The 22,611-nt window shown below is 65.4% G+C and carries 20 protein-coding genes and 12 pseudogenes; 8 read left to right on the top strand and 24 right to left on the bottom strand.

Translation table 11 applies throughout. The annotated features are described in order from the left end of the window. Positions 1-27: 27 nt before the first annotated feature. Both AC3IYI_RS41795 and AC3IYI_RS41790 read left to right on the top strand, forming a co-directional pair. Positions 28-120 (top strand): annotated as a pseudogene (locus tag AC3IYI_RS41795) (IS5/IS1182 family transposase); the annotation flags it as partial. A gap of 129 nt (positions 121-249) precedes the next feature. Next, positions 250-1,881 carry an ISAzo13 family transposase gene (locus tag AC3IYI_RS41790; protein ID WP_489412191.1) on the top strand — a complete coding sequence of 544 codons (1,632 nt, stop codon included), beginning with the start codon at positions 250-252 and terminating at the stop codon, positions 1,879-1,881. 59 nt (positions 1,882-1,940) lie between these two features. Here AC3IYI_RS41790 and AC3IYI_RS41785 read toward each other — a convergent pair whose 3' ends face one another. The 9 genes and pseudogenes from AC3IYI_RS41785 to AC3IYI_RS41745 form a co-directional block, all read right to left on the bottom strand. Then, on the bottom strand, positions 1,941-2,267 hold the full coding sequence (locus AC3IYI_RS41785) for a hypothetical protein (RefSeq protein ID WP_489412190.1): 327 nt from the start codon (positions 2,265-2,267) through the stop codon (positions 1,941-1,943). Between the two features lie 45 nt (positions 2,268-2,312). After that, positions 2,313-3,124: pseudogene (locus AC3IYI_RS41780) on the bottom strand (IS5 family transposase). A gap of 55 nt (positions 3,125-3,179) precedes the next feature. Further along, on the bottom strand, positions 3,180-3,425 hold the full coding sequence (locus tag AC3IYI_RS41775; protein ID WP_489412189.1) for a hypothetical protein: 246 nt from the start codon (positions 3,423-3,425) through the stop codon (positions 3,180-3,182). Between the two features lie 1,020 nt (positions 3,426-4,445). Further along, positions 4,446-5,815: pseudogene (locus AC3IYI_RS41770) on the bottom strand (IS701 family transposase). An 87-nt stretch (positions 5,816-5,902) separates the two neighbouring features. Then, complete coding sequence (locus tag AC3IYI_RS41765) at positions 5,903-6,091, bottom strand: IS3 family transposase (protein WP_489412188.1); 189 nt, start codon at positions 6,089-6,091, stop codon at positions 5,903-5,905. A gap of 53 nt (positions 6,092-6,144) precedes the next feature. Then, positions 6,145-6,471: a transposase gene (locus AC3IYI_RS41760; protein WP_489412267.1), complete on the bottom strand. Its 327-nt coding sequence runs from the start codon at positions 6,469-6,471 to the stop codon at positions 6,145-6,147. Between the two features lie 28 nt (positions 6,472-6,499). After that, positions 6,500-6,901, bottom strand: coding sequence for a hypothetical protein (locus tag AC3IYI_RS41755; protein ID WP_489412187.1), 402 nt, complete (start codon positions 6,899-6,901; stop codon positions 6,500-6,502). 32 nt (positions 6,902-6,933) lie between these two features. After that, complete coding sequence (locus AC3IYI_RS41750) at positions 6,934-7,110, bottom strand: transposase domain-containing protein (RefSeq protein ID WP_489412186.1); 177 nt, start codon at positions 7,108-7,110, stop codon at positions 6,934-6,936. A gap of 615 nt (positions 7,111-7,725) precedes the next feature. Continuing rightward, on the bottom strand, positions 7,726-8,529 hold the full coding sequence (locus AC3IYI_RS41745; protein ID WP_489412185.1) for a sigma-70 family RNA polymerase sigma factor: 804 nt from the start codon (positions 8,527-8,529) through the stop codon (positions 7,726-7,728). Between the two features lie 127 nt (positions 8,530-8,656). On the opposite strand from AC3IYI_RS41745, the pseudogene AC3IYI_RS41740 reads away from it, so the two are divergent. Further along, positions 8,657-8,937 (top strand): annotated as a pseudogene (locus AC3IYI_RS41740) (transposase); the annotation flags it as partial. On the opposite strand, the gene AC3IYI_RS41735 reads toward AC3IYI_RS41740, so the two are convergent. The 3 genes and pseudogenes from AC3IYI_RS41735 to AC3IYI_RS41725 all read right to left on the bottom strand — a co-directional run. Continuing rightward, entirely contained in the window at positions 8,934-9,080 is a 147-nt protein-coding gene (locus AC3IYI_RS41735; RefSeq protein WP_489412283.1) for a hypothetical protein, read from the bottom strand. The pseudogene AC3IYI_RS41740 and the gene AC3IYI_RS41735 overlap by 4 nt on opposite strands. An 87-nt stretch (positions 9,081-9,167) precedes the next feature. Continuing rightward, positions 9,168-9,797, bottom strand: coding sequence for an ISAs1 family transposase (locus AC3IYI_RS41730; protein ID WP_489412184.1), 630 nt, complete (start codon positions 9,795-9,797; stop codon positions 9,168-9,170). A 50-nt stretch (positions 9,798-9,847) separates the two neighbouring features. Beyond that, a pseudogene (locus AC3IYI_RS41725) lies at positions 9,848-10,099 on the bottom strand (transposase family protein); the annotation flags it as partial. A 132-nt stretch (positions 10,100-10,231) separates the two neighbouring features. Here AC3IYI_RS41725 and AC3IYI_RS41720 point away from each other — a divergent pair. The 4 genes and pseudogenes from AC3IYI_RS41720 to AC3IYI_RS41705 all read left to right on the top strand — a co-directional run. After that, positions 10,232-10,351: pseudogene (locus AC3IYI_RS41720) on the top strand (IS5/IS1182 family transposase); the annotation flags it as partial. Positions 10,352-10,532: 181 nt separating this feature from the next. Beyond that, positions 10,533-10,754: pseudogene (locus AC3IYI_RS41715) on the top strand (DDE-type integrase/transposase/recombinase); the annotation flags it as partial. 106 nt (positions 10,755-10,860) lie between these two features. Then, complete coding sequence (locus tag AC3IYI_RS41710) at positions 10,861-11,640, top strand: transposase family protein (protein WP_489412183.1); 780 nt, start codon at positions 10,861-10,863, stop codon at positions 11,638-11,640. A 91-nt stretch (positions 11,641-11,731) separates the two neighbouring features. Beyond that, positions 11,732-11,902 (top strand): annotated as a pseudogene (locus AC3IYI_RS41705) (integrase core domain-containing protein); the annotation flags it as partial. A 371-nt stretch (positions 11,903-12,273) separates the two neighbouring features. Here the strand turns inward: AC3IYI_RS41705 and AC3IYI_RS41700 are convergent. The 11 genes and pseudogenes from AC3IYI_RS41700 to AC3IYI_RS41650 form a co-directional block, all read right to left on the bottom strand. Further along, positions 12,274-13,023, bottom strand: a complete 750-nt coding sequence (locus AC3IYI_RS41700; RefSeq protein ID WP_489412159.1) for a transposase — start codon at positions 13,021-13,023, stop codon at positions 12,274-12,276. Positions 13,024-13,111: 88 nt separating this feature from the next. Beyond that, complete coding sequence (locus tag AC3IYI_RS41695; RefSeq protein WP_489412182.1) at positions 13,112-13,339, bottom strand: hypothetical protein; 228 nt, start codon at positions 13,337-13,339, stop codon at positions 13,112-13,114. 269 nt (positions 13,340-13,608) lie between these two features. Beyond that, the gene (locus AC3IYI_RS41690; protein WP_489412021.1) at positions 13,609-14,481 is read right to left on the bottom strand and encodes an IS3 family transposase; all 873 of its coding nucleotides are present in this window, start codon (positions 14,479-14,481) and stop codon (positions 13,609-13,611) included. Continuing rightward, the gene (locus AC3IYI_RS41685) at positions 14,478-14,777 is read right to left on the bottom strand and encodes a transposase (RefSeq protein ID WP_489412022.1); all 300 of its coding nucleotides are present in this window, start codon (positions 14,775-14,777) and stop codon (positions 14,478-14,480) included. Before AC3IYI_RS41685 ends, AC3IYI_RS41690 begins: the two co-directional genes overlap by 4 nt. 77 nt (positions 14,778-14,854) lie before the next feature. Then, positions 14,855-15,736, bottom strand: a pseudogene (locus AC3IYI_RS41680) (IS701 family transposase); the annotation flags it as partial. Positions 15,737-15,813: 77 nt separating this feature from the next. After that, complete coding sequence (locus AC3IYI_RS41675) at positions 15,814-17,085, bottom strand: ISAs1 family transposase (RefSeq protein ID WP_489411998.1); 1,272 nt, start codon at positions 17,083-17,085, stop codon at positions 15,814-15,816. A gap of 153 nt (positions 17,086-17,238) precedes the next feature. Then, a complete protein-coding gene (locus tag AC3IYI_RS41670) occupies positions 17,239-18,957 on the bottom strand; it encodes a cation:proton antiporter domain-containing protein (protein ID WP_489412181.1) in 1,719 nt (572 codons plus the stop codon). Further along, a complete protein-coding gene (mihF, locus tag AC3IYI_RS41665; RefSeq protein ID WP_489412180.1) occupies positions 18,954-19,292 on the bottom strand; it encodes an integration host factor, actinobacterial type in 339 nt (112 codons plus the stop codon). Before mihF ends, AC3IYI_RS41670 begins: the two co-directional genes overlap by 4 nt. 138 nt (positions 19,293-19,430) lie before the next feature. Continuing rightward, positions 19,431-19,793: pseudogene (locus tag AC3IYI_RS41660) on the bottom strand (ISL3 family transposase); the annotation flags it as partial. A 32-nt stretch (positions 19,794-19,825) separates the two neighbouring features. Continuing rightward, complete coding sequence (locus AC3IYI_RS41655; protein WP_489412163.1) at positions 19,826-20,749, bottom strand: IS3 family transposase; 924 nt, start codon at positions 20,747-20,749, stop codon at positions 19,826-19,828. Positions 20,750-20,760: 11 nt separating this feature from the next. Beyond that, positions 20,761-21,066 (bottom strand): transposase, encoded by a 306-nt coding sequence (locus AC3IYI_RS41650; protein WP_489412164.1) that lies wholly within the window; start codon positions 21,064-21,066, stop codon positions 20,761-20,763. Between the two features lie 70 nt (positions 21,067-21,136). Here AC3IYI_RS41650 and AC3IYI_RS41645 point away from each other — a divergent pair. After that, a pseudogene (locus tag AC3IYI_RS41645) lies at positions 21,137-22,149 on the top strand (IS701 family transposase); the annotation flags it as partial. 12 nt (positions 22,150-22,161) lie between these two features. Here AC3IYI_RS41645 and AC3IYI_RS41640 read toward each other — a convergent pair. After that, positions 22,162-22,533 (bottom strand): annotated as a pseudogene (locus tag AC3IYI_RS41640) (transposase); the annotation flags it as partial. Between the last annotated feature and the right edge of the window lie 78 nt (positions 22,534-22,611).

Here is a 22,611-nt window from a genome sequence, read left to right as displayed (position 1 = left end):
ATCGCCTGGTGAGGCTCGTGAATAACCCTCCCGGACTGGAAAGAGGAGCACAACAAGTCCCACAAACAGGTCCGCGCCCGCGTCGAGCACACCTTCGCCCGCATGCACAGCCTCGCCATCGCCGGATAGGCCAGAGGACCCGACCGCGGCCGCCCGACCCCGGCGACTCGAAGATCACTTACGGGACAACCCTTAGGGGTTGCAGATCATCAAGGTGTTGCTTCCTGACCTGGGGCTCGTTGGTGTGGTATGCGCATCCCGGACGAGACCCGTGACCAACTCTCCGCGAAGTTCGCGGTGTTGTTCCCGCATCTGGACGAGCGGCAGCGACGGCTGCTGATGGGGACCGAGGCCCGGCTGCTGGGGCACGGTGGTATCCGTGCTGTTGCACGTGCGGCCCAGGTCAGCGAGACGACGGTTCGCAATGGCGTGCTCGAGCTGGAATCCGGCGAGGAGCCACTGGGACGGGTCCGGCGTCCCGGCGGAGGACGCAAACGGGTCGCTGATCTGGATCCGCGGTTGCGACCGGCGCTGCTGGCGCTGGTCGAGCCCGATGAGAGGGGCGATCCGATGTCGCCGCTGCGGTGGACGGTGAAATCCACTCGCACGCTCGCGGCGGAGCTGGCGCGGGCCGGGCACCGGATCTGCGCCGATACCGTGGGTGACCTGCTCCGGGAGGAAGGCTTCAGCCTGCAGGCGAACGTCAAGACTCTCGAGGGCAGTCAGCACCCCGACCGGGACGCCCAGTTCCGCTACCTCAACGAGCAGGCCCGCGAGCACGGGGACGCTGGGCAGCCGGTGATCAGCGTGGACACCAAGAAGAAGGAACTCGTCGGCGAGTTCAAGAACAGCGGCCGTCAGTGGCGTCCTGCCGGTGAGCCTGCTTCGGTAAGCGTCCTCGACTTCGCCGACCCGCAGTTGGGCAAAGCCGTTCCCTACGGGATCTACGACCTGTCCGCGAACACCGGCTGGGTCAATGTCGGCACCGATCACGACACCGCCGCGTTCGCCGTGGAATCGATCCGCCGCTGGTGGCTCGGCCAGGGCCAGGCTGCCTACCCGCGGGCGACACGGCTGCTGATCACCGCTGACGCCGGCGGATCCAACGGCTACCGCACCCGGGCCTGGAAGCTCGAGCTGGCCCGACTCGCCGCTGAAACCGGGCTGACGATCACCGTGTGTCATCTACCGCCCGGCACATCGAAGTGGAACAAGATCGAGCACCGGCTCTTCTCGCACATCACCATGAACTGGAGCGGCCGCCCGCTGACCAGCCACGAAGTCATCGTGCAGTCGATCGCGGCGACCACCACCCGCACCGGACTGAGAGTGACGGCCGGGCTGGACACCAACACCTACCCGACCGGAGTCCGCATCAAAGACACCGAGATGGCCGCCCTGCCGCTGACCCGGCATGCCTTCCACGGCGACTGGAACTATGCCCTGCACCCCCAGCCATCCCCCGTGACCCCGTCGGCCCGCACCCTGCAGAAGCCGGAGCCGGAGCCGGAGTGGGATCAGGCCCTGCTTTCCGACCCCGCCCTGACCGGGATGACCCGTCGGCAGCTGATCGACCTCACCGAGACTCTGGCCCCGGATGGGGATACCCGGTGCGGCCGCCCGCCCCGGCTGACCTTCCCCGATCAGGTCCTGGCCACCGTGCTTCATCTACGGGCCGCCCTGGCCGCGGAGCCCCTCGCCGTGCTGTTCGGCACCAGCCGCACCGCGATGCACCGCACCCTCCTGAAGCACCGGCGGCTACTCGAGAAGCAAGGCATCACCATCCCACCCGCGACAACCCCGCCCACAGCCCTCGCCGTTCTCCAGACCCGGGTCCAGGCCCAGACCGGCGAGGACAGCGACACCAAAACAACGTGTTAATGATCTGCAAGCCCTTAGCAATTAGGGGATAAGAGGGCCTAACACAATGAGGTGGCCGACTACATGCAGGCGATGCAGCGGGTGAGGTCTTCGGTGAGGAAGACGATGAACCGCTGTTGTGACCCGATGATGTTGGCCGAGTAGATCCGGTCTGTTCCCTCGGCATGGAGTCTGCCGACGGCTTCGGCCAGTCCGGGCCAATGGGCGGCTCCATCGTCGAGCAAGTTCTGGTGGCGGGCGGACCAGATGGCCCAGAGCAGGCGCGCGGAGGAGCTTTGACTTCGGAAGACCTCAAAGTCTGCGCCTCCCTGGAGTTCGGCCAGGGCGAGACGTGCCAAGGTGCTGTCGTCTCGATCGAGTACGGCTTCCAGGTCGTCGCGGTTCATGCGATCAGTTTGCCGGGCCCTTCCCGCATGGGCGGAGGCGGCCGGTCAGGTAAGCGACAGCACTTGGCGGTGGGCGATCAGGCAGCAGGCGAGTTTGAGGAAGGCTTCGTGGATGTCCGCTCGGCGTTCCCAGCGGACACGAAGTCGTTTGAAGCCGTGGAGCCAGGCGAACGTGCGCTCGACGACCCATCGGTAGACGCCCAGGCCGCTGCCGTGGGGTGTGCCGCGTCGGGCGATGGCGGGGATGATCCGGCGGGCCCGCACCTGGTCACGGTAGATGTCGTGGTCGTAGCCACGGTCGGCGAAGACGGCCTGGGGCTTGCGGCGTGGCCGGCCGGGCCTGCCCCGGACGGGCGGGATGGCATCGAGGAGGGGCATGAGCTGGGTGACGTCGTTGCGGTTGCCGCCGGTGAGGATGGCCGCGAGGGGTGTGCCGTGTCCGTCGGTGATCAGGTGATGCTTGGAGCCGGCCCGCCCCCGGTCGACTGGGGACGGGCCCGTCTGGAGCCCCCTTTTAACGCCCTGACGTGGCTGGAATCGACGACCGCCCGCGACCAGTCGAGTCGGGCCGCGGCGTTCAGTTCGGCCAACAGCACTTCGTGGAGTCGCTGCCAGACTCCGGCCTCGTGCCAGTCCCGCAGCCGCCTCCAGCACGTCATGCCCGAGCCGAAGCCGAGCTCCTGAGGCAAGTGCTCCCACTGGATGCCGGTGTGTATGACGAAGAGGATCCCGCACAGCACCTGCCGGTCCGGTACCGGCTTGCGGCCCGGGTACCTGAACCGTCGCTCCTTCTTCGGCAACAGCGGCTCGATCCGCTCCCACAGGTCATCCGACACGATCCACGGTGAAGCCCCCATGGCCTGGACAACACCCAACCCGCAGAACGGACACGGCTTCCAGGACCGATCTACCTCATTGTGTTAGGCGTTCTAAGCCGCTGACAAGTGGAGTGATTTCAGACTGTTCGTAGTTACGCAACGCCTGTCGTGCCATGTCCCTCAGCCCTGCCACTACTTCCTCGATCCTATCTACAGGTACGAAGAATGAATGGCCATCGATATGTACTTCCACGACTGCCATTTGTTCGTGCACCATGCGCAATGCAACCGGTTTTGCTTCCAAAACACTGCCCTGCGGGTCAATGAAATTGAAACTCACGGTGATGCTCCAATCAAGTTTTTGAGCACACGCGATTATGCATGGCAATGCGGTAGCGGCGTCATATTAAGTGGGTAGTTTGACCTAGAGAATGCTATATGATACCGGCCGCGTCGATGCGAGGTGACTCTATCATCAATAGGTGCGGCCATGATCGCCTGCGCTAATGATCACCAATGGCGTCTGGAGGGTATCGGGGGTGATCATGGAGCGGATCCTGGTTGAATCCTATCTAGTTTTTGCATGAGTGTGAGTCCGTGAACAGCTGCGGTACAAATCGGGTTCGCGGCCGGACGCCCGGTGGATAGTCGGGCAACCGTCCCGCTAGCAGCTCGTCTACCTGGACAGACTCACTAAAAACATCTGTTACCCTATCCTTTCAAGGATAGGCAGGAACGGATGTTGCGTCTAATGCCCTTGCGTGAGCGATGAGAAGTCAACCTCCTCCAGGACTCTGTCTAGCGTACCCTGGGTCTCCGGTGGCAAGAATTTCCGAACGAACTTGAGTAGGGCGGCGGGGTTTTCTAGATTTCTTAGTTCTTTGGGAATCCCTTGAATGCAGCGTCGGCATCGGTTCCGCGTAGGACTGCGAGGGCCGCAAACGTTTCTCGCATTCACGGGATGCTTTATGTGCATGACGGACTCGCATTGAGCTTCACATTCTGGCTTTCCGTCCTGATGAATCCAAACAGGCCCTTGGCGTGAGATGTCAGTCTTGCTGCCGTGCCACGAAAAGGCCAAAGCGTGCATTGTTCGGCACTCGTCCTTATTCATTCCCGAAGCGGCCGCGTGATTACTTCGGGAAGTGTCAATATGGCGTTTTTCCCCCGCTGTACCCGTCCAGTCACTTGTCCTCCAAGATAGTTCGCTCGGCTAATCCCAGGTGAGCAGTGATTGGCGTAGACCGACTGGTATCCTGGGTTACGTCTACACAGTGGGCAGTTTTCCTCCAGAGGCAGCGCGCCCGTCCCCGAGAAGGCTGACACGGCAGCTGTAGTTCGTGACGGGTGAGGTTCCTGGTCATGTGGTGGCTGGTGCGGTGATGTCGTTCCAGCGGCGGTGGCAGGCTGTTGCGCGATGCTGGTGATGGCGACGCCATCGCGACCAGTGCAGGGCGTGGGCGGGGTCGGTGTCCTGGCGGGGTCGGGGCAGGGCGAAGGCCCGGAGCAAGGCGAGGAGTTCACGCGGGCTGACGGGCCCCATCGCCCTGTCGGCATCAGTCTCGTCGGTCTCGGGGTTGGCCCGTTGCCTCTCGTGGAGGGCGCCGATGGCCAGGAGGGCGTAGGCGAGGACGCTCATCAGGCTCCAGCGATGCCAGGAGGTCCAGGAGGTGACCTGGCCGGTGTCGAGGTGGGCCAGGCCCTTGGCTCCCTGGAAGTCCTCCTCGACGCGCCAGCGGCGGCAGACCGCGCTGACCAGCACGGATGTCGGCTGCGGGTCGGGGTGCCAGGTGCGGTAGAAGGAGAGGGTGCCGGTGCGGCGGTGGCGGCGGACCAGGACGTGGCTGTGTCCGGCGGCCTGGCCGGGCGGGTGTCGTCGGCGTTCACGTCGATCACCGCCCAGTCGTAGAGCCGCTCACCCTTTGTGCCGTTGCCGGTCTTCAACCGCATCCAGGCCTTCTTGGGGACCCGCTCCAGCAGGTCGGTGACCTTGGCTTTCCCGCCCGGTGTGGTGACTCGGTGGCTCGTGGGCACAGCGATCGCGTAGCCGTAGCCCAGGCTACGGATCCCCTCGCGCAACTCGCGTCCGCCATAGACCTCGTCGGCGGCCACCCACGCGGTGCGCACGCCCGAGGCATACGCGTCCTTGAGCATGTCGCCGGCCAGCTGCGGCTTGGTGGCGAACACCGTCTCGTCGGGCACCCCGGTAAGTTCACGGCGCTCGTCGTCGCCAGCCCATGCCTCGCCGAGGTAGAGACGGTGGCCGATCAGCGCGTGTCCGTCGGCGCTCACGTAGGACAGATGCACCGCGACCTGACACAACCCGATCCCTCCCAGCGCGCCGGAGTACTGCCGGGCCGCACCGACCGCGTCGGAGGAGGACTTCTCGTCGCCCGTCTCGTCCACCACAAGCATCACGTCCATGGAGCCGAGTTGCTCCACCGTCCATGCCGCGGCCGACCGACGTATCGCCTCGGTGTCGAAGCGGGCACGGGAGAGGAAATGCTGCAGAACGTGCGGACCGGTGTGGCCGATGGCCTCGGCCAGCGACCAGCAGTTCGCCGAGTCCTTGACCATCAGTAGCCCCTGAACCATGTTCCGGCAGGTCAGCCGCGTCTCCCGGCGTGGGAAACAGCCCGCGACCCGGCCCATCAAGGCCTCGAAGGACTCGCCCCACAGGGCGTGTACTACCGTGGCCTGCGCGGCCACCGCCTCTTGATTCGTCTTCACAAACGATCACGATGCAGGTGGCCGCACCTCTGCCCGCAGGCACCCACCCGCCACGCTGACCAGCGACGACGTCCAATGCCTCACGAACTACAGCTGCCGGTTCAGTTCGCGCCAGATCTTCCGCGCTCCGTAGACACGGTAGTTGGCCTCGGAAGCCTCGCGGATCAGCTCTTTCAGTTCGGCGTCACGCACGGTCCTGGCGGATGGCAGGGCTGTGCGTTTGTGGTGGGCGTAGTAGGTGGAGGGTGCGATCTTGCAGTCGTGTGCGGTCAGCACGCGGCAGATCGGCTCGACGCCGCCGAAGCGGTCCCGGTGCTCGTCGATGAACGCTACGAGCGTGTGTGTGGCCGGTCGAGCTCGGCCGCGAAGAAACTCGCCGCGGCTTTGAGGATGTCGTTCGCCCGCTTCAGCTCGGCGTTCTCCTTCTTCAGCGCCTTGAGCTGGACGGATTCCTCCGTCGTCGCCCCCGGACGCGTCCCCGCGTCGATCTCTTGTTGCTTGACCCAGTTTCTCAGGGTCTCGCGCGACCCGATGCCGAGTTTCTCGGCCACCGTCTGCAGTGCGGCCGTCTCGTTCGGGTGATCGTCGCGGACCTCGGCGAACATGCGCACCGCACGGCGTCGGAACTCGAGGGGGTAGCGGGAAGGTCGTGCAATGACTCGATCCTTTCACGGAATCGAGTCTCTATCCAACCCGGAACGGTTCAATCCGCCACAGCAGGTGGGCACCCTGTTCGTGCAGGCGGTGCCACCTGGCCAATCCCCACAGCCCACGGTCGGCCAGGAGCGGTGTTCTCTCGCCGGCATGCCGGTCCAGTCCGTCGGAGACGACCCGCCCGGAGTCCTTCCATCCTCCGATCACCGCGTCCAGCACCGTATGGGACGAGCATTCCGCGACGGCAGCCACCCGTGCCATGGGATAGCCCAACGGGCTGCGCTGCGAGCCCGACTTGCCGAAGGCCTCCCGGTTTCCGGCCGAATCAGGAACCGCCAGCAGCATCCCGTCCAAGGCCAGTACACGCAGACCTTGAAAGAGGTCGCTGTCCTGGCCCAGCGGGCGGACGACAACTCGGTGCAGGCCGCGCATCACCTGCCACCCCAGCCGTTGCCGGGCTCTGGTTACAGTAGCTTCACTGCGGCCCACGCCCGCAGTCCCCGCTCGCCGGCTTTGAGCAGCCGCAGAACCTCGAGGTAGTCGACCCGCGGGAACAGGCACAACGCGAGGACGAAGTACACGGTGAACCGGGCCGGCAACAGGCGGCGACGCTTCTCCCCGCACCCCGTCTCACCAACCACCCGGTCCACCAGCTCAGGCGGACACGACCGGGTCAAGATCCAAAGGCCCAGCCGCTCCAGACGCGACACTAATACGAAAGGCCCAACGCCCACCCCGCCCCAAAAGCAACGGCATTGCATCGCAGGGCCTGGGGGGTGTCACGAAACACTCAACAGAAATATTACGAGCTTGACGGGTTGTCATCCTTGCTGTTGCCATCACGCCAAAAGCGGATGCGTCGCCTCCATAGGAGCGACGCTGCCGCTTATCTTCCATCTTCGCTTCGACCTCATGGAGTCGATAGAGCAGCCTATCCGGAATTATCAAGCCCGCCAAATTTTCCTGGACTTAAGTGCGACACAGGGGGCTTAAAATATGCTGCCAGAATACCGACGATCCCACACGCCAGCGTGGCTAGACCCAAAATAGAGGAGTTGATACGAAGCAGCATAACTGTCCCGCAGACAGTGGACCCGCACGCCGATAGTGCGTAGAGGGCGCTTATTTGCCTGCTCCAGCGAGCAGCAAATCTGGTGCGAAATGTCAAATCAGTGGCGCGATTCTTTGAATTACCAGTGTCTTCCATGGTATTCCGTAAATTCTCTGAATAGGGTGGCGACGGGACGGCGAAAACTTCAGCTACAGTTCATTGATTTGCGAATGCAGGAGAATATCTTGTGCAGCGACCTGGAGACCTGCATCTGGGATATTCCCAAACGAACGCCTATCTCTTCCTGTGTCATGTCTTCGTAAAAGCGCCAATATAGCATTGCCCGCTCTCTTCCGTTAATTGTGGCGCATACTATATTTTTTAGCGTCAAAATGTCGTCGATAAGATCAAGTGTTGGATCTTCGTAACCCGTAAGCCGCCCCAGCATCAGCTCACTACCCACGCCTGAGCTACCTGAATCGAATATTGATTTACACGAAAAACCATTTGCTGCGACGCGAGCCTGATTCACTTGCGTCTCAGTGATTTCCAAATACTCGGAAATCTCGCTACTGGTAGGCTTTCGGGAGAGGGAGCGCAAAAGCGTCTCGTCGGCTTTAGCCACTGCCGCAGCACGTTCTTGCTGTGTGCGAGGGACGTGAACAGCCCACAGGGAGTCCCGATAGAATCGCTTGATCTCTCCAGACACGTAGAAATTAGCGAATTGCCGGAATGGAGTTCCACGATAAGGGTCGAATCTCTCGACAGCCTTAATCAACCCTATCGATCCCACCTGAATTAAATCATCGAGGTCCGCGAAATTCGATCGAAATTTTCTTGCGATTGGGAAAATCATTGATGAATGGATCTCGATTAAGCGATTTCGCACGCGCTTGTAATTTGGAGCGTTTACCTCCATGTGGGCTAGTTGGGTAAATAGCTCGCGACTCTCAGCATTCTCCTTAAGCTCGCTGTGATTCCCGAGCTGCTGAATATCTGGCACGCCCATTTGAACTCCCCAGTGAATCGCGTTGAGATGACCCGTCTAGGACTACTTCGTGTACCTCCCTAGGATGATCAGTGGGTAAAAAGTACTTAGACCGTGTCCTATGTGGTGAGGCGTCGTTGTGCCACTCATGGGGCGGGGTACGTGGAGTTGGATTGGTCCGGACGGATTGTGGGAGATCGCGGAGCCGCTGAGTCCCAACCATCGCGGGTGCGGCCGTAGGGCGGCGGAACACCGGATACGCCTCATGAGACGCTGTTCGCGGCGATCATCTACGTCCTGGCCAGCGGGTGCGCCGGGCGGGCGTTGCCGCCGTGCTTCGGGATATCGAAGTCGACAGCCCACTGCAGGTTCCTGATCTGGTCACGGGCCGGGGTCTGGGCAGGGCTGATTCATAGTCGTGTTGATCATGCTGCGTCGCAGGTCAGGGGCAGCCCGAGGAGGTCGAGTGGGCGGGTGAAGGGTGTGCAGGAGGTCTCTCGGAGTCCGGCGGCGATGTTGTGGTGGCCGACGTCGCGGAGGGTGTTGATCGCGAGGTTGCGCAGGGTGACCATGCTCGGGGGTCCGTGTCCGGTCCGGATCTTGGAGGCGTCCTCGGCGAACGTGGTGTCCCTGATGTGGTGGACGGCCTCGATGCCCCATTATGCTCTGGCGATACGGCCGATGAGCTGCGGTGATGCTTGGCGTGCTGTCATGTCGGTGATGGCGTAGACGGTCTGGCGGGTGACCTTGCCGGTCTTCAGGTCGGTGCGGTGCCGGAGGATTTTCACGGTTTGGACGACGTGGGGGAAGTCCAGGTGGAGGCCGGTGACGGTGCGGGTGCGGATCGGGAGGGTCTCGCGTCGGCCGTGCCCGGTCTCGCGGTCGTAGTGGCGGGCGGTCACTTCCTTCCATGGCAGGGCCTTGATCGCCGTGTGGAGGTTCGGCTGGTTGCCCTTGACCACTATCAGGTAGTGCGCCTTCTTCACCTCCACCAGCCATTTCGCATGCTCGCGCTGGGTGTGGAGGGCGTCGGCGGTGACCACCGTGCCGGTCAGGTCGAACGGGGCGGGCAGGGCGACGAAGCCGGTGATCTCGTTGGTTTTGTCCGGCACTCTGAGCTGGCTGACGGTCCGGCCGGTGGCCGTGACCGCTGACAGGAGGTGGGCGGCCGGGACGGTATCGGTGCGTGAGCCGCGGGAACACTTGCCGTCCACCGCGACCGATTCCGTGCCGGCCGGGCTGTGTCCGAAGAGGTCGGCGAGGCCGCCGGGACACACACCGACCAGCACCCGGCGCACAGTCGAAGGCGAGGCCGCACGGCGAACCCCGAGGGGCTGCGCGGATGAAACCCCAGGCGGGCCAGGGTGTCCTGGGGTGCGTGACGGGCCCACTGCCCGATCGCGGCCCAGGAGCGGGCACCAGCCAGGACCGCGCACGCGGCGGTCAAGAGCACCGGGACGAGGCTATGAAGCTGACCCCGCCGGGCGCGTGGATCCGGCAGGGAGGCCAGCCACGCCGCCGCACCGGGAAGCTCACGGAGTCCGCGCGAGGGCGACTTGAACAGACAGACGGTGTCAGACTGACGGCACATCGGAGCTCCGGTGATCGGGTGACTTGGTCGGTCCCCTTGATCATCGGAGCTCCGGTGCATGTGCCAATGCCGTACTGAAGGTTCGTCACATCCCTGTGACCAGCAGGTTCTCCGGGCCATCAGGACTATGAATCAGCCCTGGGGGTCTGGGGCAGGCTCCACGAGGAGATCCTGCACCGCCTGGACGACGTCGGCCTGCTCGATCTGTCCCGCGTGGTCCTGGGTTCCGCTCACGTGAGGGCCAAAAAAGGTGCCTCTATGCTTTTCGTCAAGCCGTAGCGGGCGTGGGTGTCTGGTAGAAGGTGCCGTCGCGGAGTATGGCGAAGAGGACGTCGATGCGGCGTCGGGCGAGTGCTGTGAGGGCGGCGATATGGTGTTTGCCCTTGCGGCGGTGAGGTCGGCCCGGACCGGCCGGAATTTCACCGCCGACGCCCCCGGCGAAAAACTTGTCGGCGACATAACCTATGTCAAAACTGGGGAAGGCTGGCTTTATCTCGCGACCGTCATCGACTGCTGCACCAAGGAAGTCATCGGATACGCGATGGACGACCACTGCCAAACCCCTCTCATATCGCGCGCCATCCACAACGCAGCACGGAACAGAAACTCACCGACGGCGCGATATTCCACTCCGATCGCGGATCGAACTACATGAGGCTTATTCACGGGGGTTCGTAGCCCGATTTCCTTGATCGTGAAGAGGGCCCTGCTCCGTAGCCTGATGTTTGCGAAGACGTCAGATCATTACCGGGGCAGGGCCGTTGAGCTGGGACGTTACGACAGGGCTGGACAAGGATCAACTGGGCGGGCTGGTGGAACAGGTCCACCGGGCGTTGGTGGAGGATCCGGACCGGACGGTGACGCCGGGGCGGATGTGGGTGCTGGGGCTGTACAAGTCGGTGGTACTGGTGCTGTTCCTGCTGCGGCAGAACCCCGTCCAGGAGGCGGCCGCGGAGCTGTTCGGGATCTCCCAGGCCACTGTCTCCAGGCGGTGGACGACGCTACTGCCGGTGGTGGAGAAGGTCCTGGCCGGACACGTCCCGGACCCCACGGAGATCTCAGCCGGCCGCATCGTCCTGATCGACGGCACCCTGGTGACCACCTGGGACGGGGCAAGCGAGGGCACAACAATGTTCTCCGGCAAGCCCAGGGACACCGGCTTCAACCTGCAGGTCGCGGCCACTTTGTCAGGGGATCTGCTCGCGGTCCCGGCGCCCGTCCCGGGCTCACGGCACGACATGCATGCCTGGCGGCAGTCCCACTTTCCCGGGACGTTCGCCAACCGGGAGGACATCGGTGACCTGGGCTACCTCGGCTCCGGGATGCTGACCGCGAGACGCAAGCCCCCAGGCCGGGAACGGCCCGCCGGAGACAAGGTCTACAACCAGAGCATCGGCAAACTCCGCGCCGCGGTCGAGCGGGCGATCGCGCACCTGAAGGACTGGAAGATCCTCGCCACCCGCTACCGCGGCGCCCTCCAAACCTTCCCCCTCATCACCAGGACCATCACCGCCCTCGCCTTCTACAAGAAGGGCTGGTGAACCCCGTGAATAGGCCTCCATGTCCGCCGAGTTCGCGGTAACGCTGGAGCGGTTCGGACTCCGCCGATCATCCGGGTGACCCGGCGTCTGCTGGAATAACGCGATGGCGGAATCATTCTTCGGCGCACTGAAGATCGAGCGGGTTTCCCGCGTGGCGTACCTGACCCGAGAGGCCGCCCGACGGGACATCACGCGATACATCGAACTCTGGTACGATCACAAACGCCTCCACTCGGCTGTCGGATACCGCCCACCGCGATAAGTCCACGCCGAATATACGGAGTTGCGCATAGCCGCATGAAATAAACGGTCAGATCACTGTCCGGAAAACGCGAGGCCTCTCAGTCACGGCAGCTGTAGTTCGTGATCATGGCTGGTCGTGACGGTCACGGCAGCTGTAGTTCGTGACGGATGAGGTTCCTGGTCATGTGGTGGCTGGTGCGGTGATGTCGTTCCAGCGGCGGTGGCAGGCTGTTGCGCGATGCTGGTGATGGCGACGCCATCGCGACCAGTGCAGGGCGTGGGCGGGGTCGGTGTCCTGGCGGGGTCGGGGCAGGGCGAAGGCCCGGAGCAAGGCGAGGAGTTCACGCGGGCTGACGGGCCCCATCGCCCTGTCGGCATCAGTGAACCTTTTCAGCGGTGCCCCTCCAGGGTGAGGATGGCTTTGGTGATTGACGTGAGTTTGTTCGGGCTGGTTCGGGCTTTGCGGAGGATGCGCCAGGTCTTGATCCGGGCGATGGCTCTCTCGACGGGCCACCGGAGTCGGGAGTGTGCCCGGTTGACGGACTTCTGTTTGACGGTGAGGTCTTTGCCGGGTCGCCGGCGGTGTGGGACGGCGACGATGTCGCCGGCTCCCTGGTAGGCCTTGTCCGCCAGGACGGGGATGCCGAGGCGGATGCATGTGGCGATGATCCGGTGCCGACGGGCCGCGGTGAGATCGTGGATCCGGCCCGCGAGAGCGGGTGAGATCCAGACCAGGGCTCCGTCCGGCGCGGTGATGACCTGCATGTTTACCCCGTGGCGGCGGTGTTTGCCCGAGCAGTCGGCGCGGCCGTCACCAACCCGGTCGCACTCGGCGAGGGTCCCGTCCAGCAGGACATACCGGGCGTCCGCCGTTCTCAAAGCCGCGGTCAGGCCCGGCGCCCGGCCTGCCAGGAGCGCCACAACGCCGTGAACGTAGGCGTGGGTGGTACCCACGCTGATCCCGAAACCCGCCGCGATCTGAGTCAGGGTGTCGTTCTTCTTCAGGTACACCAGTGCGGCCAGGGCCCGCTCGGAGGGCGGCAGCTTGCACCGGCGGTCACCCTCCCGGGTGACGATCAGCATCGTCACCCACTCCACGAGGGCATGCGCAACATCGAGTACGGCACGACAGGGAACCAACAGAGCCCCCAGGCTGAAGAGTTGAGCATCGATACCTTGCTCAACAGCCCGGGGGCTCTGCCCGTTTCACCACCACCTCGTCACCCGATCAGTGGCCAAGTTGAAAATGCTCAGTCTCGTCGGTCTCGGGGTTGGCCCGTTGCCTCTCGTGGAGGGCGCCGATGGCCAGGAGGGCGTAGGCGAGGACGCTCATCAGGCTCCAGCGATGCCAGGAGGTCCAGGAGGTGACCTGGCCGGTGTCGAGGTGGGCCAGGCCCTTGGCTCCCTGGAAGTCCTCCTCGACGCGCCAGCGGCGGCAGACCGCGCTGACCAGCACGGATGTCGGCTGCGGGTCGGGGTGCCAGGTGCGGTAGAAGGAGAGGGTGCCGGTGCGGCGGTGGCGGCGGACCAGGACGTGGCTGTGTCCGGCGGCCTGGCCGGGCGGGTGTCGTCGGCGTTCACGTCGATCACCGCCCAGTCGTAGAGCCGCTCACCCTTTGTGCCGTTGCCGGTCTTCAACCGCATCCAGGCCTTCTTGGGGACCCGCTCCAGCAGGTCGGTGACCTTGAGCTTGTTCCGCTTTGACGGGCACCTTTGGTGTGGTGGTCAGGCCGCGAGAGCGGTCTCGTATTCAGCGGGACTGCGGTAGCCGAGGCTGCTGTGAAGCCGGTGCAAGTTGTACCAGCTCTCGATCCACTCGAATATCGCCGTGCGGGCAGCAGCCCGGCTCGGCCAGGGGTCGGTGTCGCCCAGCTCGTTCTTCAGGGTCGAGAAGAACGATTCCGCGAGCGCGTTGTCCCAGCATTGCCCAGTCCGTCCGACCGACAGGCGGATGCCGAACTCATCTGCCAGGACGGCGAGTTCACGGCTGGTGTATTGACAGCCTCGGTCGGAGTGGAAGATCACCGGACCGGATGGACGGCGAGTTCGGCAGGCGGTCCGCAGCGCGTCGGCGACGAGCTCGGTTCGCAGATGGTCGGCTGTCGCCCAGCCGACGACGCGGCGTGAGGCGATGTCGATCACGGTGGCCAGATAGAGCCAGCCCTCGCTCGTGGCGATATAGGTGATGTCCCCGCACCAGCGGGTGTCGAGGGCCGACAAATCGGGCTGGAAGTCACGAAGTACCAGGTCAGGCCGGGTGGACGCGTGTGGGTCGGGAATGGTGGTGCGGTGCCGGCGTCGTCGGTGCCTGCCGGTCAGACCGGCCTGTCGCATCAGGCGGGCCACCCGGCGGCGCCCGCAGCCGGCGCCTTCACGCTTCAGGACGGCGTGAACGCGCGGGGCCCCGTAGGTGCCGCGGGAACGCTGGTGAACAGCGGTGATCTGTTCGGTCAGCTCGGCGTCCCGCACCGCACGCGGGCCACGGGAGGCAATGCGTCGGGCGTAATAGGCGGTCCGGGAGACCTTGAGGAGTTCACACGTCCTTTTGACGTTGTGACCTGCGGTTTTCTCCGCCTCGATGAACGGGTGCACGTTCACCGGGTCTCCGTCGCGAAGAAAGCCGTCGCACGCTTGAGGATGTCGACGTCCTCGCGCAGCCGGCGGTTCTCCCGCCGCAGCGCGGCCAGTTCCTCACGTTCGCCGCTGGTCAGGCCGTCCCGTTCGCCGGCGTCGACCTCGGCCTGCCTCACCCAGCTCCGCACCGCGGTCTCGGTCAGCTCGAAATCCCTGGCGACCTGACCAACCGAGCGCGCGCCCCGCCGGCACAGCTCGACGATCTCCGCCTTGAACTCCGGCGTGAACGAACGGCGAGGGCGCGGCTTCCTCTTCCCCATGCTCTCCATGATGAACATCATCCTTCCGGGGCCCAAGCCCCTGATCTCAGATGTCCGTCAAAGCGGATCAAGCCCACGTTCTCGTTCTCGTCGGGAGTGTCGTCGGGGCGGACGTCGGGCCAGGCCCAGTCGTACTCGCGGGTGCCCTTGGTGCCGTGTCCGGTCTGCCGGCGCATCCACTGCCCGGGCCGCACTCTGTTGATCAGTTTGCGGGCCTCCCGGCGGTGGCCCGCCCCGTCGGTGACCTGGTACGAAGCCGGGACGGCGACCGCATAGCCGAGCCCCAGCGAGCGTATGCCCCGACGCAGTTCACGGCCGCAGTACACCTCGTCGCCCGCGAACCAGCGGGCTGCGATCCCCGTGGCGAGCGTGTTGGCGACCATGGCCAGCGCCTGCTGCGGTTTCGTCGCGAAGACGATCCGCTCCGGCACCCCGGCGGCCTCGCGGCGTTCCTCGTCTGCGGCCCAGTCCGCCGGGAGGTACAGGACCCGGTCAATGATCACCTTCGTGGTCGCGGTGACCGCCGCCAGGTGCACCGCCACCTGGCACAGACCCACACCACCGATCGCCCCCGAGTACTGCCTGCCGGCTCCCACACAGTCCGTGGACGATTTCGCATCCCCCGTCTCGTCCACCACCAACACCACTTCCTGCCCGGCAAGTTCATCGACGACCAGACCGACAATCTCCCTCCGGGCCAGGCCGTGATCGAACCGGGCCCGAGACAACAGGTGCTGCAACCGGTGAGGTCCCGGATGCCCCAGCGCCTGCCCGAGAGTCCAGCAATTGCGCGTATCCAGCTCCAGCAACAGCCCCGTGATCAGCTCCGCCGCCGTCGCACGTGCCTCACACCGTGCGAAACAGCCCGCGACCGCCTTCATCGCCCTTCCGAATGCCTCGCCCCACACCCGCTCGGTTATCGTGGCCTCCACGGCCACCGCGTCTTGATACGTCGTCACAAACGTTCATGATCACGGTGGCCGCCCTCACACCCGAACCCCAGGGCCCCGGAGTGTTCCGGGAATGTCCGGTTTGATTATGTGATGCCGTGGAGTTGGAGGATGGTGGCGGGGTTGGTGTGGGCGCGTCTGGCGCTTGCGGTGTTGACCCAGCCGGCCGCGCGGAGTGTGCTGCGGACGAGGTCGCCGAGGGTGGCCATGATGGCTGGGGTGTTGCGGGTGCGGATGGTGCGGGCGTCCTCGCCGAAGACGACGTCCCGGACCCAGTGGACGCTGTTCTCGATTGTCCAGTGGTCGCGGGCCCAGGCCGCGATCTCGTCGGCGCTCGCCTGCTCGGCGGGCAGGTCGGTGACCGCGTAGACGATCTCCTCCGTCCACTTCTTCGTGCCGAGTGGGCGGCGTCGGCGGCGGGTGCGGACGACCTGGCGGGCGTGCGGGAACAGGAGCCCGTTGACGCTGGCGACCTGGAGTTCGCGGATCTCCTCGCGGCCGTGGCCGTGGCCGCGTTCGCTGGTGCGGTGCAGGACCGGGATCTGTTTCCAGGGGAGGGACTTCAGCTGCCGGGCGAGGTTCTTCTGGTTGCCCTTCACGCTGAGCAGGTAGTGTGCGCCGCGCTCTTCAACGAGGTAGCGGGCGTGCTCGCGCTGGGCGTGCAGGGCGTCGAGGGTGACCACGGCATCCTCCAGTTCCTCGTCGGGGATCTGTTCCATCAGGGGCTGGATCTCGGGTATCTCGTTGGTCTTGGCGCCGACCTCGCGGGCGGCGACAGTCAGCGCGTCCTGGTGGCGCACCGCGGAGAAGACGTAGACCTTGGAGCCGTCTGGGCGCTTCGCCCCGCGCAGGCACTTGCCGTCGGCCGCGAGAGCCCGTCGCCGCGGGCGGGGCCGGGGTTCGCCGCCGGCGGAGCGGTGGGCACGGCACGGTTCGCGTTCGGCCAGTCCCTCTGGATTCTGCACGCTCGGTTCCTGGGCCGCTGTCTGCTGGGCCAGGACGGCCAGTCGTGCGTAGCCGGCCCGGGTCAGCTCAGCCGGGTCGACCCTGCCGTAGGCGTCGCGCAGGGTCTTCTCGTCGGGGCGCCGCACCCGCCCGCCGATCGGGTCGAAGGGACAGCCGAGGACGGCCAGGACCTGCTGGTCGCAGCGGCTCACCCACTCGCCGATCGCCACAAGGGAGTTGTGGCCGGCACTGGTCATCGCGCACACCCCGATCGCCAGCCGGTAGCGCACCCCACGCGGATCACGTGGATCAGGCACCTGGGCCAAGGCCTGCAGCAGGCCGTCCGGGACGGGCGGCTCCGACTCGGTCGGCGACCGCGCCAGCAGGGGCGCGCACACGGGCGCGACGGCCATACGGGAAGATGAAGCGACGAGCACGGCACCCCTGCAGATCGTGAAGCCTAGAGAACTCCATGATCCACAGGTGCCGTGCTCGCTTCATGCCCAGGACCAGCCGCCGCCCATGTGATCAAACCGGACATTCCCGGAACACTCCGGGGCCCTGGCTCAGCGCTGGATCTGAATTCGCAGTCCGTCCACAGTGGGGGTTCGTCGCTCGGTAACCGGTAGTAGCTGGCCGACCCGGTCCACGGTGAACAGCAGGTAGTGGCCCGGCAGCAAATGCTGGGCGGCGGTCAGTCGGGCGCCCTCGCGCAGTCGGGCCGTCACGGCGGGGCCGAAGAGAATCTGGTCGGGCGAGCCCGCGCTGGCAACTCTCTCTCCAGGGTCGTCGGAGGCCAGGCGATATACGGGCAGCTCGGTGTCCTTGCGCAGTATCAAGGTGGCCAGCGCGTTGAAGTCTTCCTGATGGGTTAGCAGATAGACGGCGGTGATGCTCTCCTGCTCAGCTCCCTCTAGGCTGGCGGTGGCGAGGAGCTCGCCGCGTGCCAGGTCCAGGCCAGCCGCGGTGATCCGCTCGCGTTCCGCCGCGGGGCCGGCCCAGAGCAGCACGTCCAGCCCTGCGGAGCGCAGTAGCAGGGCGAGTTCCACTGCCCATGGTTCGCCGCCGACAAGCAGCGGGCGCGAGCGCGCTGTACGGACCACGCCGAGTCGGTGGGCAACGGGCATTGCTGTCAGGCCGTAGAGAGTGACGGTGGCGACAATAACCACGAAGGTGGCGGGCAGAATCTGGTTGGCCCCGCCAACCCCGCTGGCAGCCAGTCCGGAGGAGAAAGCGGCCGCAGTGGAGGCCGCGACGATGCCCCGAGGGGCCATCCAGCCCAGGAAGGCCCGTTCAGCCAGGCGCAGATCGGTACCGAGGGTGGAGAGCACCGCCACGAGCGGCCGAGCAATCACGACCAGTACGCCCACCAAGCCCAGACCTGGCAAGATCACCGGCTGCAGCTCGCCCCAGGAGACACTGGCCGAGATAGAGATGAAGAGCACCCCGACGATCAGCGAAACCAGGGTCTCGAAGAACAGCCGCCGACTCGGCAGCTCAAACGCAGGCACGGTCGCCACCGCAACGCCCATGACGATCGCCGAGATCAGCCCGGCGTCGTCCCGGATCACGTCGACGCAGGCCGCTACCGCGATCACCGCCGCCAGCTGCACCAGGGTGCCGAGCACCTCACCCAGCCGCATGCGGACCAGCAGCAGCCAGAGCAGGCCTGCTCCAACCACACCCCCGACCAGACCCAAGCCCACGCTGGCAAGCAACTGCTGCAGCCCGCTCCCCACATCGCGCCGGACATGACCGAGCAGCGTGTGGAAGATCAGCGCGCCCATGATCCCGCCGATCGCGTCGATCAGCGAGCCCTCCCAGAGCAAGATCCGCTGCAGACGCTCGTTGGGCCGCACAAAGTTCAGCAGCGGGCCGACCACGGTGGGCCCGGAAACCACCAGGATCGTGCCGAGCATCGCAGCGGCCTCGCCTGAGATACCGAACAGCGCAGCGGCGGCGACCGCGGCGACCGGCACAGTGACCAACGCCCCGATCCAGACCAGCCGCACCACGGTGCGCCGGGTGTGGCCGGAGAGTTTACGCACGTTCAGGCCGAGCCCGGCGTCGTAGAGAATCACCGCCACCGCAAGCGAGACGAACGGTGAGAACGCCGGGCCGAGGAGCTTGTCCGGGTGGACGACGTCAGTGATCACTCCGGCAGCGAAGCCGAACGGAAGCAGCAGGATGATGGCGGGGATCCGCAGACGGGAAGCCAGCACCTGCGAAGCAACCGCGAGCAACAGGGTCAGCCCCGCGCCCATGAGGATCTGATCGGATGTCACGACGGACGACGAGACCAGCGTCCGGTACGCGACGCAACGAGTTTGAGCAACCGCTCCTTCTGGCGGGCCCCCAGCCCCTGGACACGGCGGCGCCCGGAAACCCCCGCCGCAGCCAGGAGCTGACCCGCACGAACGCCACCAACGCCGGGCAGGTACTCCAGCACACGGCGGACACGCGTCCTAGCGACCACAGCATCCTGACGCTCCAGTACGTCAGCGAGGAAGAGGAAGCCAGCCCTCCGGGCGGCCAGGACCTCAGCGCCCTCCTTACGCACCACCAGCGACTTCCTAAGCCCCTCAAACCGGGCCTCAGTAGATACCTCAGGCAAAACCATCTACACCGCTCCATATCTCATCGCATCAACCACAGACTGCCATCATTACTGACTTCGGCTTTCAGGGTGGGAGGTCGAGGGTGAGGGTCTGCGCGGTCAACGGCTCTGTCTCACATTCGGTGGTGACGGAGAGTGCCGCTATTCGAGGAGGATGCGGTGGCGGAGGAGCGGGAAGCCTGCTCGGCCGTACATTTGCCGCTTGATCAGCTTGGTCTTGTTGTTGACGCCTTCGGTGCTGCCGTTGTGGTGCGGAAGCGTGAGCGCGGCGATCACGGCGTCGCGGTCTCGGTCCAGGCCCCGGGCGAAAGCGTGCAGATGGGGCAGGTCGGCCGTCCGGACCTCGACGGTCCAGTGCTCGAAAGCGTCGGCATTTCCTGGGTCGGGCACCAGGAGCTGGGCGAAGGGCGGGATGCAGGCGGCGAGCCGGGTCATTTCGGGGCAGGCGGCGGTGAGTCGTGCCAGGAGGTCGTGGTGTTCGGTCTTGAGGTTGTCGGGCTTGGTGAAGTTGACCCCTGAACTTGGACAGCGTGTGCTTACGCTGCGGGGGTGAGGTCTTGCTGCAGCAGGGTCCGGGTTTCGAGTGGGGTGAGGTATCCGAACTCGGGGTGCTTGCGGAGCCTGGCGCGGTTGTACTCGACCTCGATGAAGCGGAAGACGTCGGTGCGGGCGGCCTCGTGGTTCTCCCAGACGGTGGTGCCGATCTCCGCTTTCATCAAGCCGAAAAAGCTCTCAGCTGCGGCGTTATCGTAACATGAGCCGGTTCGTCCCATGCTCTGCCTCAGGCCCAACTCCTGTACCGCCTGGCGGAATTCGCCCGAGGTGTACTCCGACCCGCGGTCGCTGTGCATGATGCAGCCGGGCTGGAGGTCGCCGCGGCCGGCGGCCATGCGCAGTGCGTCGGTGACCAGTCCGGCCCGGTGGTGACTGGCCATCGCGTACCCGATGATCTCGCGTGTCCCCAGGTCGAGCACGGTCGCCAGGTACCACCAGCCCTGGAGCGTCGGCAGGAACGTGATGTCCCCGACCAGCTTCACGCCCGGCTGAGGAGCGGTGAAGTCGCGTCCGACCAGGTCAGGAGCGGGTTTGGCCTTGCGGTCGGGCTTGGTCAGGCCGCGCCGCTTGCGGCGCGTGACGCCATGGATGTCACGCTCGGCCATGATCCGCACCACCTTCTTCCTGTTGACCGTCCGGCCTCGTCTGCGCAGTTCGGCGTGGATGCGTGGGGCGCCGTAGGCTCTTCGGGAGCCAGGGCCGCCGTGGATCGCCCGGATCTCGTTGGCCAGCTCGTCCTCGGAGGCCTGCCGCGCCCGGGCCGCCGGGCGCGCGGCCTTCCAGGCGTAGTACGTCGAGCGTGGCACCTCCAGCACGCGGCATAGCAGCGACAGCCCGGGTATCGGCTGGTCATCGGGGGTGTCGGGGTGGGAATCGGCTCTCTGCGCGTCGATGAAGCCGCACACTGTGGCGGTGTCTACTTCAACGTGTCCGTCGCGAAGAGAGCCGTGGCTTTTTTCAGGATGGTCACCGTCTGCTCCAGCTCGCGGTTGCGCCGACGGAGCCGTCCCAGTTCCTCCCGCTCGGCGCTGGTCAGCGCCCCGGAACTGCCCTGACCTCGGTCAACGGCCTCCTGCTTTACCCAACCCCGCAGGCCTTCGGGACTGACCCCGAGGTCGCGGGCGACCTCGGTCACCGTCTTGTCCGACGAGCGGGCCAACGCGATGGCATCCCGTTTGAACTCGGCCGTGTATCGCTTGTTGCTGTTGCTCTTCTTACTCACTGCCTGGAACTGCTTCCTCCGGAACGATTCGTCCCAGTATGAGGCTGTCCAAGTTCAGGGGAAAACTTCAGTGGGAGCCGGCAGGCAGTACTCGGGGGCGATCGGTGGTGTGGGTCTGTGCCAGGTGGCGGTGCACCTGGCGGCGGTCACCGCGACCACGAAGGTGATCATTGACCGGGTCCTGTACCTCCCGGCGGACTGGGCCGCAGACGAGGAACGCCGCGAGGCCGCCGGGGTGCCGGAGCGGATCGTCTTCGCGACGAAACCGCAGCAGGCGCTGGCCATGGTCGCCAACACGCTCGCCACGGGGATCGCAGCCCGCTGGTTCGCGGGCGACGAGGTGTACTGCGGCCGTGAACTGCGTCGGGGCATACGCTCGCTGGGGCTCGGCTATGCGGTCGCCGTCCCGGCTTCGTACCAGGTCACCGACGGGGCGGGCCACCGCCGGGAGGCCCGCAAACTGATCAACAGAGTGCGGCCCGGGCAGTGGATGCGCCGGCAGACCGGACACGGCACCAAGGGCACCCGCGAGTACGACTGGGCCTGGCCCGACGTCCGCCCCGACGACACTCCCGACGAGAACGAGAACGAGAACGAGAACGAGAACGAGAACGAGAACGCGGCCGGGGCGAGTGTGCTGGTCGCGCGCCGGCATCGCTACACCGGTGAGGTGTCCTATTTCCGCTGCTGGGCGCCCGGCGACGTCTCGCTGGCCACGCTGGTGGAAGTGATCTGCCGCAGGTGGAGGATCGAGGAAGCTTTCCAGTTCACCAAGGGCTTCACCGGGCTCGACCAGGGCCAGGTGACCTGCTGGAACTCCTGGATGCGCTGGTCACTGTTCTCCCTGATCGCCGCCGCCGTCCTCGCCCTCACGGCCGCAGCCGTCCATGAAGACTCCGAGCCGCAGCCTGGACTTGTCCCGCTGACCTGTCCCGAGCTCATCCGTCTCCTGCGGGCCCTCGTGCTACCCCCGCCAGCCCGCGACCGTGACCACGTCCTGACTGGATCGCTTTCAGACGCCATCACCAGGCCGTCGCAACCGCCTGCCACCAGCAACGACACCACCGTCACGACCAAGCGTGATCACGAACTACAGCTGCCGTGACAGTCCGTGGACGATTTCGCATCCCCCGTCTCGTCCACCACCAACACCACTTCCTGCCCGGCAAGTTCATCGACGACCAGACCGACAATCTCCCTCCGGGCCAGGCCGTGATCGAACCGGGCCCGAGACAACAGGTGCTGCAACCGGTGAGGTCCCGGATGCCCCAGCGCCTGCCCGAGAGTCCAGCAATTGCGCGTATCCAGCTCCAGCAACAGCCCCGTGATCAGCTCCGCCGCCGTCGCACGTGCCTCACACCGTGCGAAACAGCCCGCGACCGCCTTCATCGCCCTTCCGAATGCCTCGCCCCACACCCGCTCGGTTATCGCGGCCTCCACGGCCACCGCGTCTTGATACGTCGTCACAAACGTTCATGATCACGGTGGCCGCCCTCACACCCGAACCCACCCCGGCAAGCCCCCGAACAGCGAAAACAACGGAAC

This window comes from Streptomyces sp. GL_148 (genome assembly GCF_057834205.1).
Note: the sequence above shows the minus strand (reverse complement) of the source record. Positions and strands in the feature narration are given on the sequence as shown.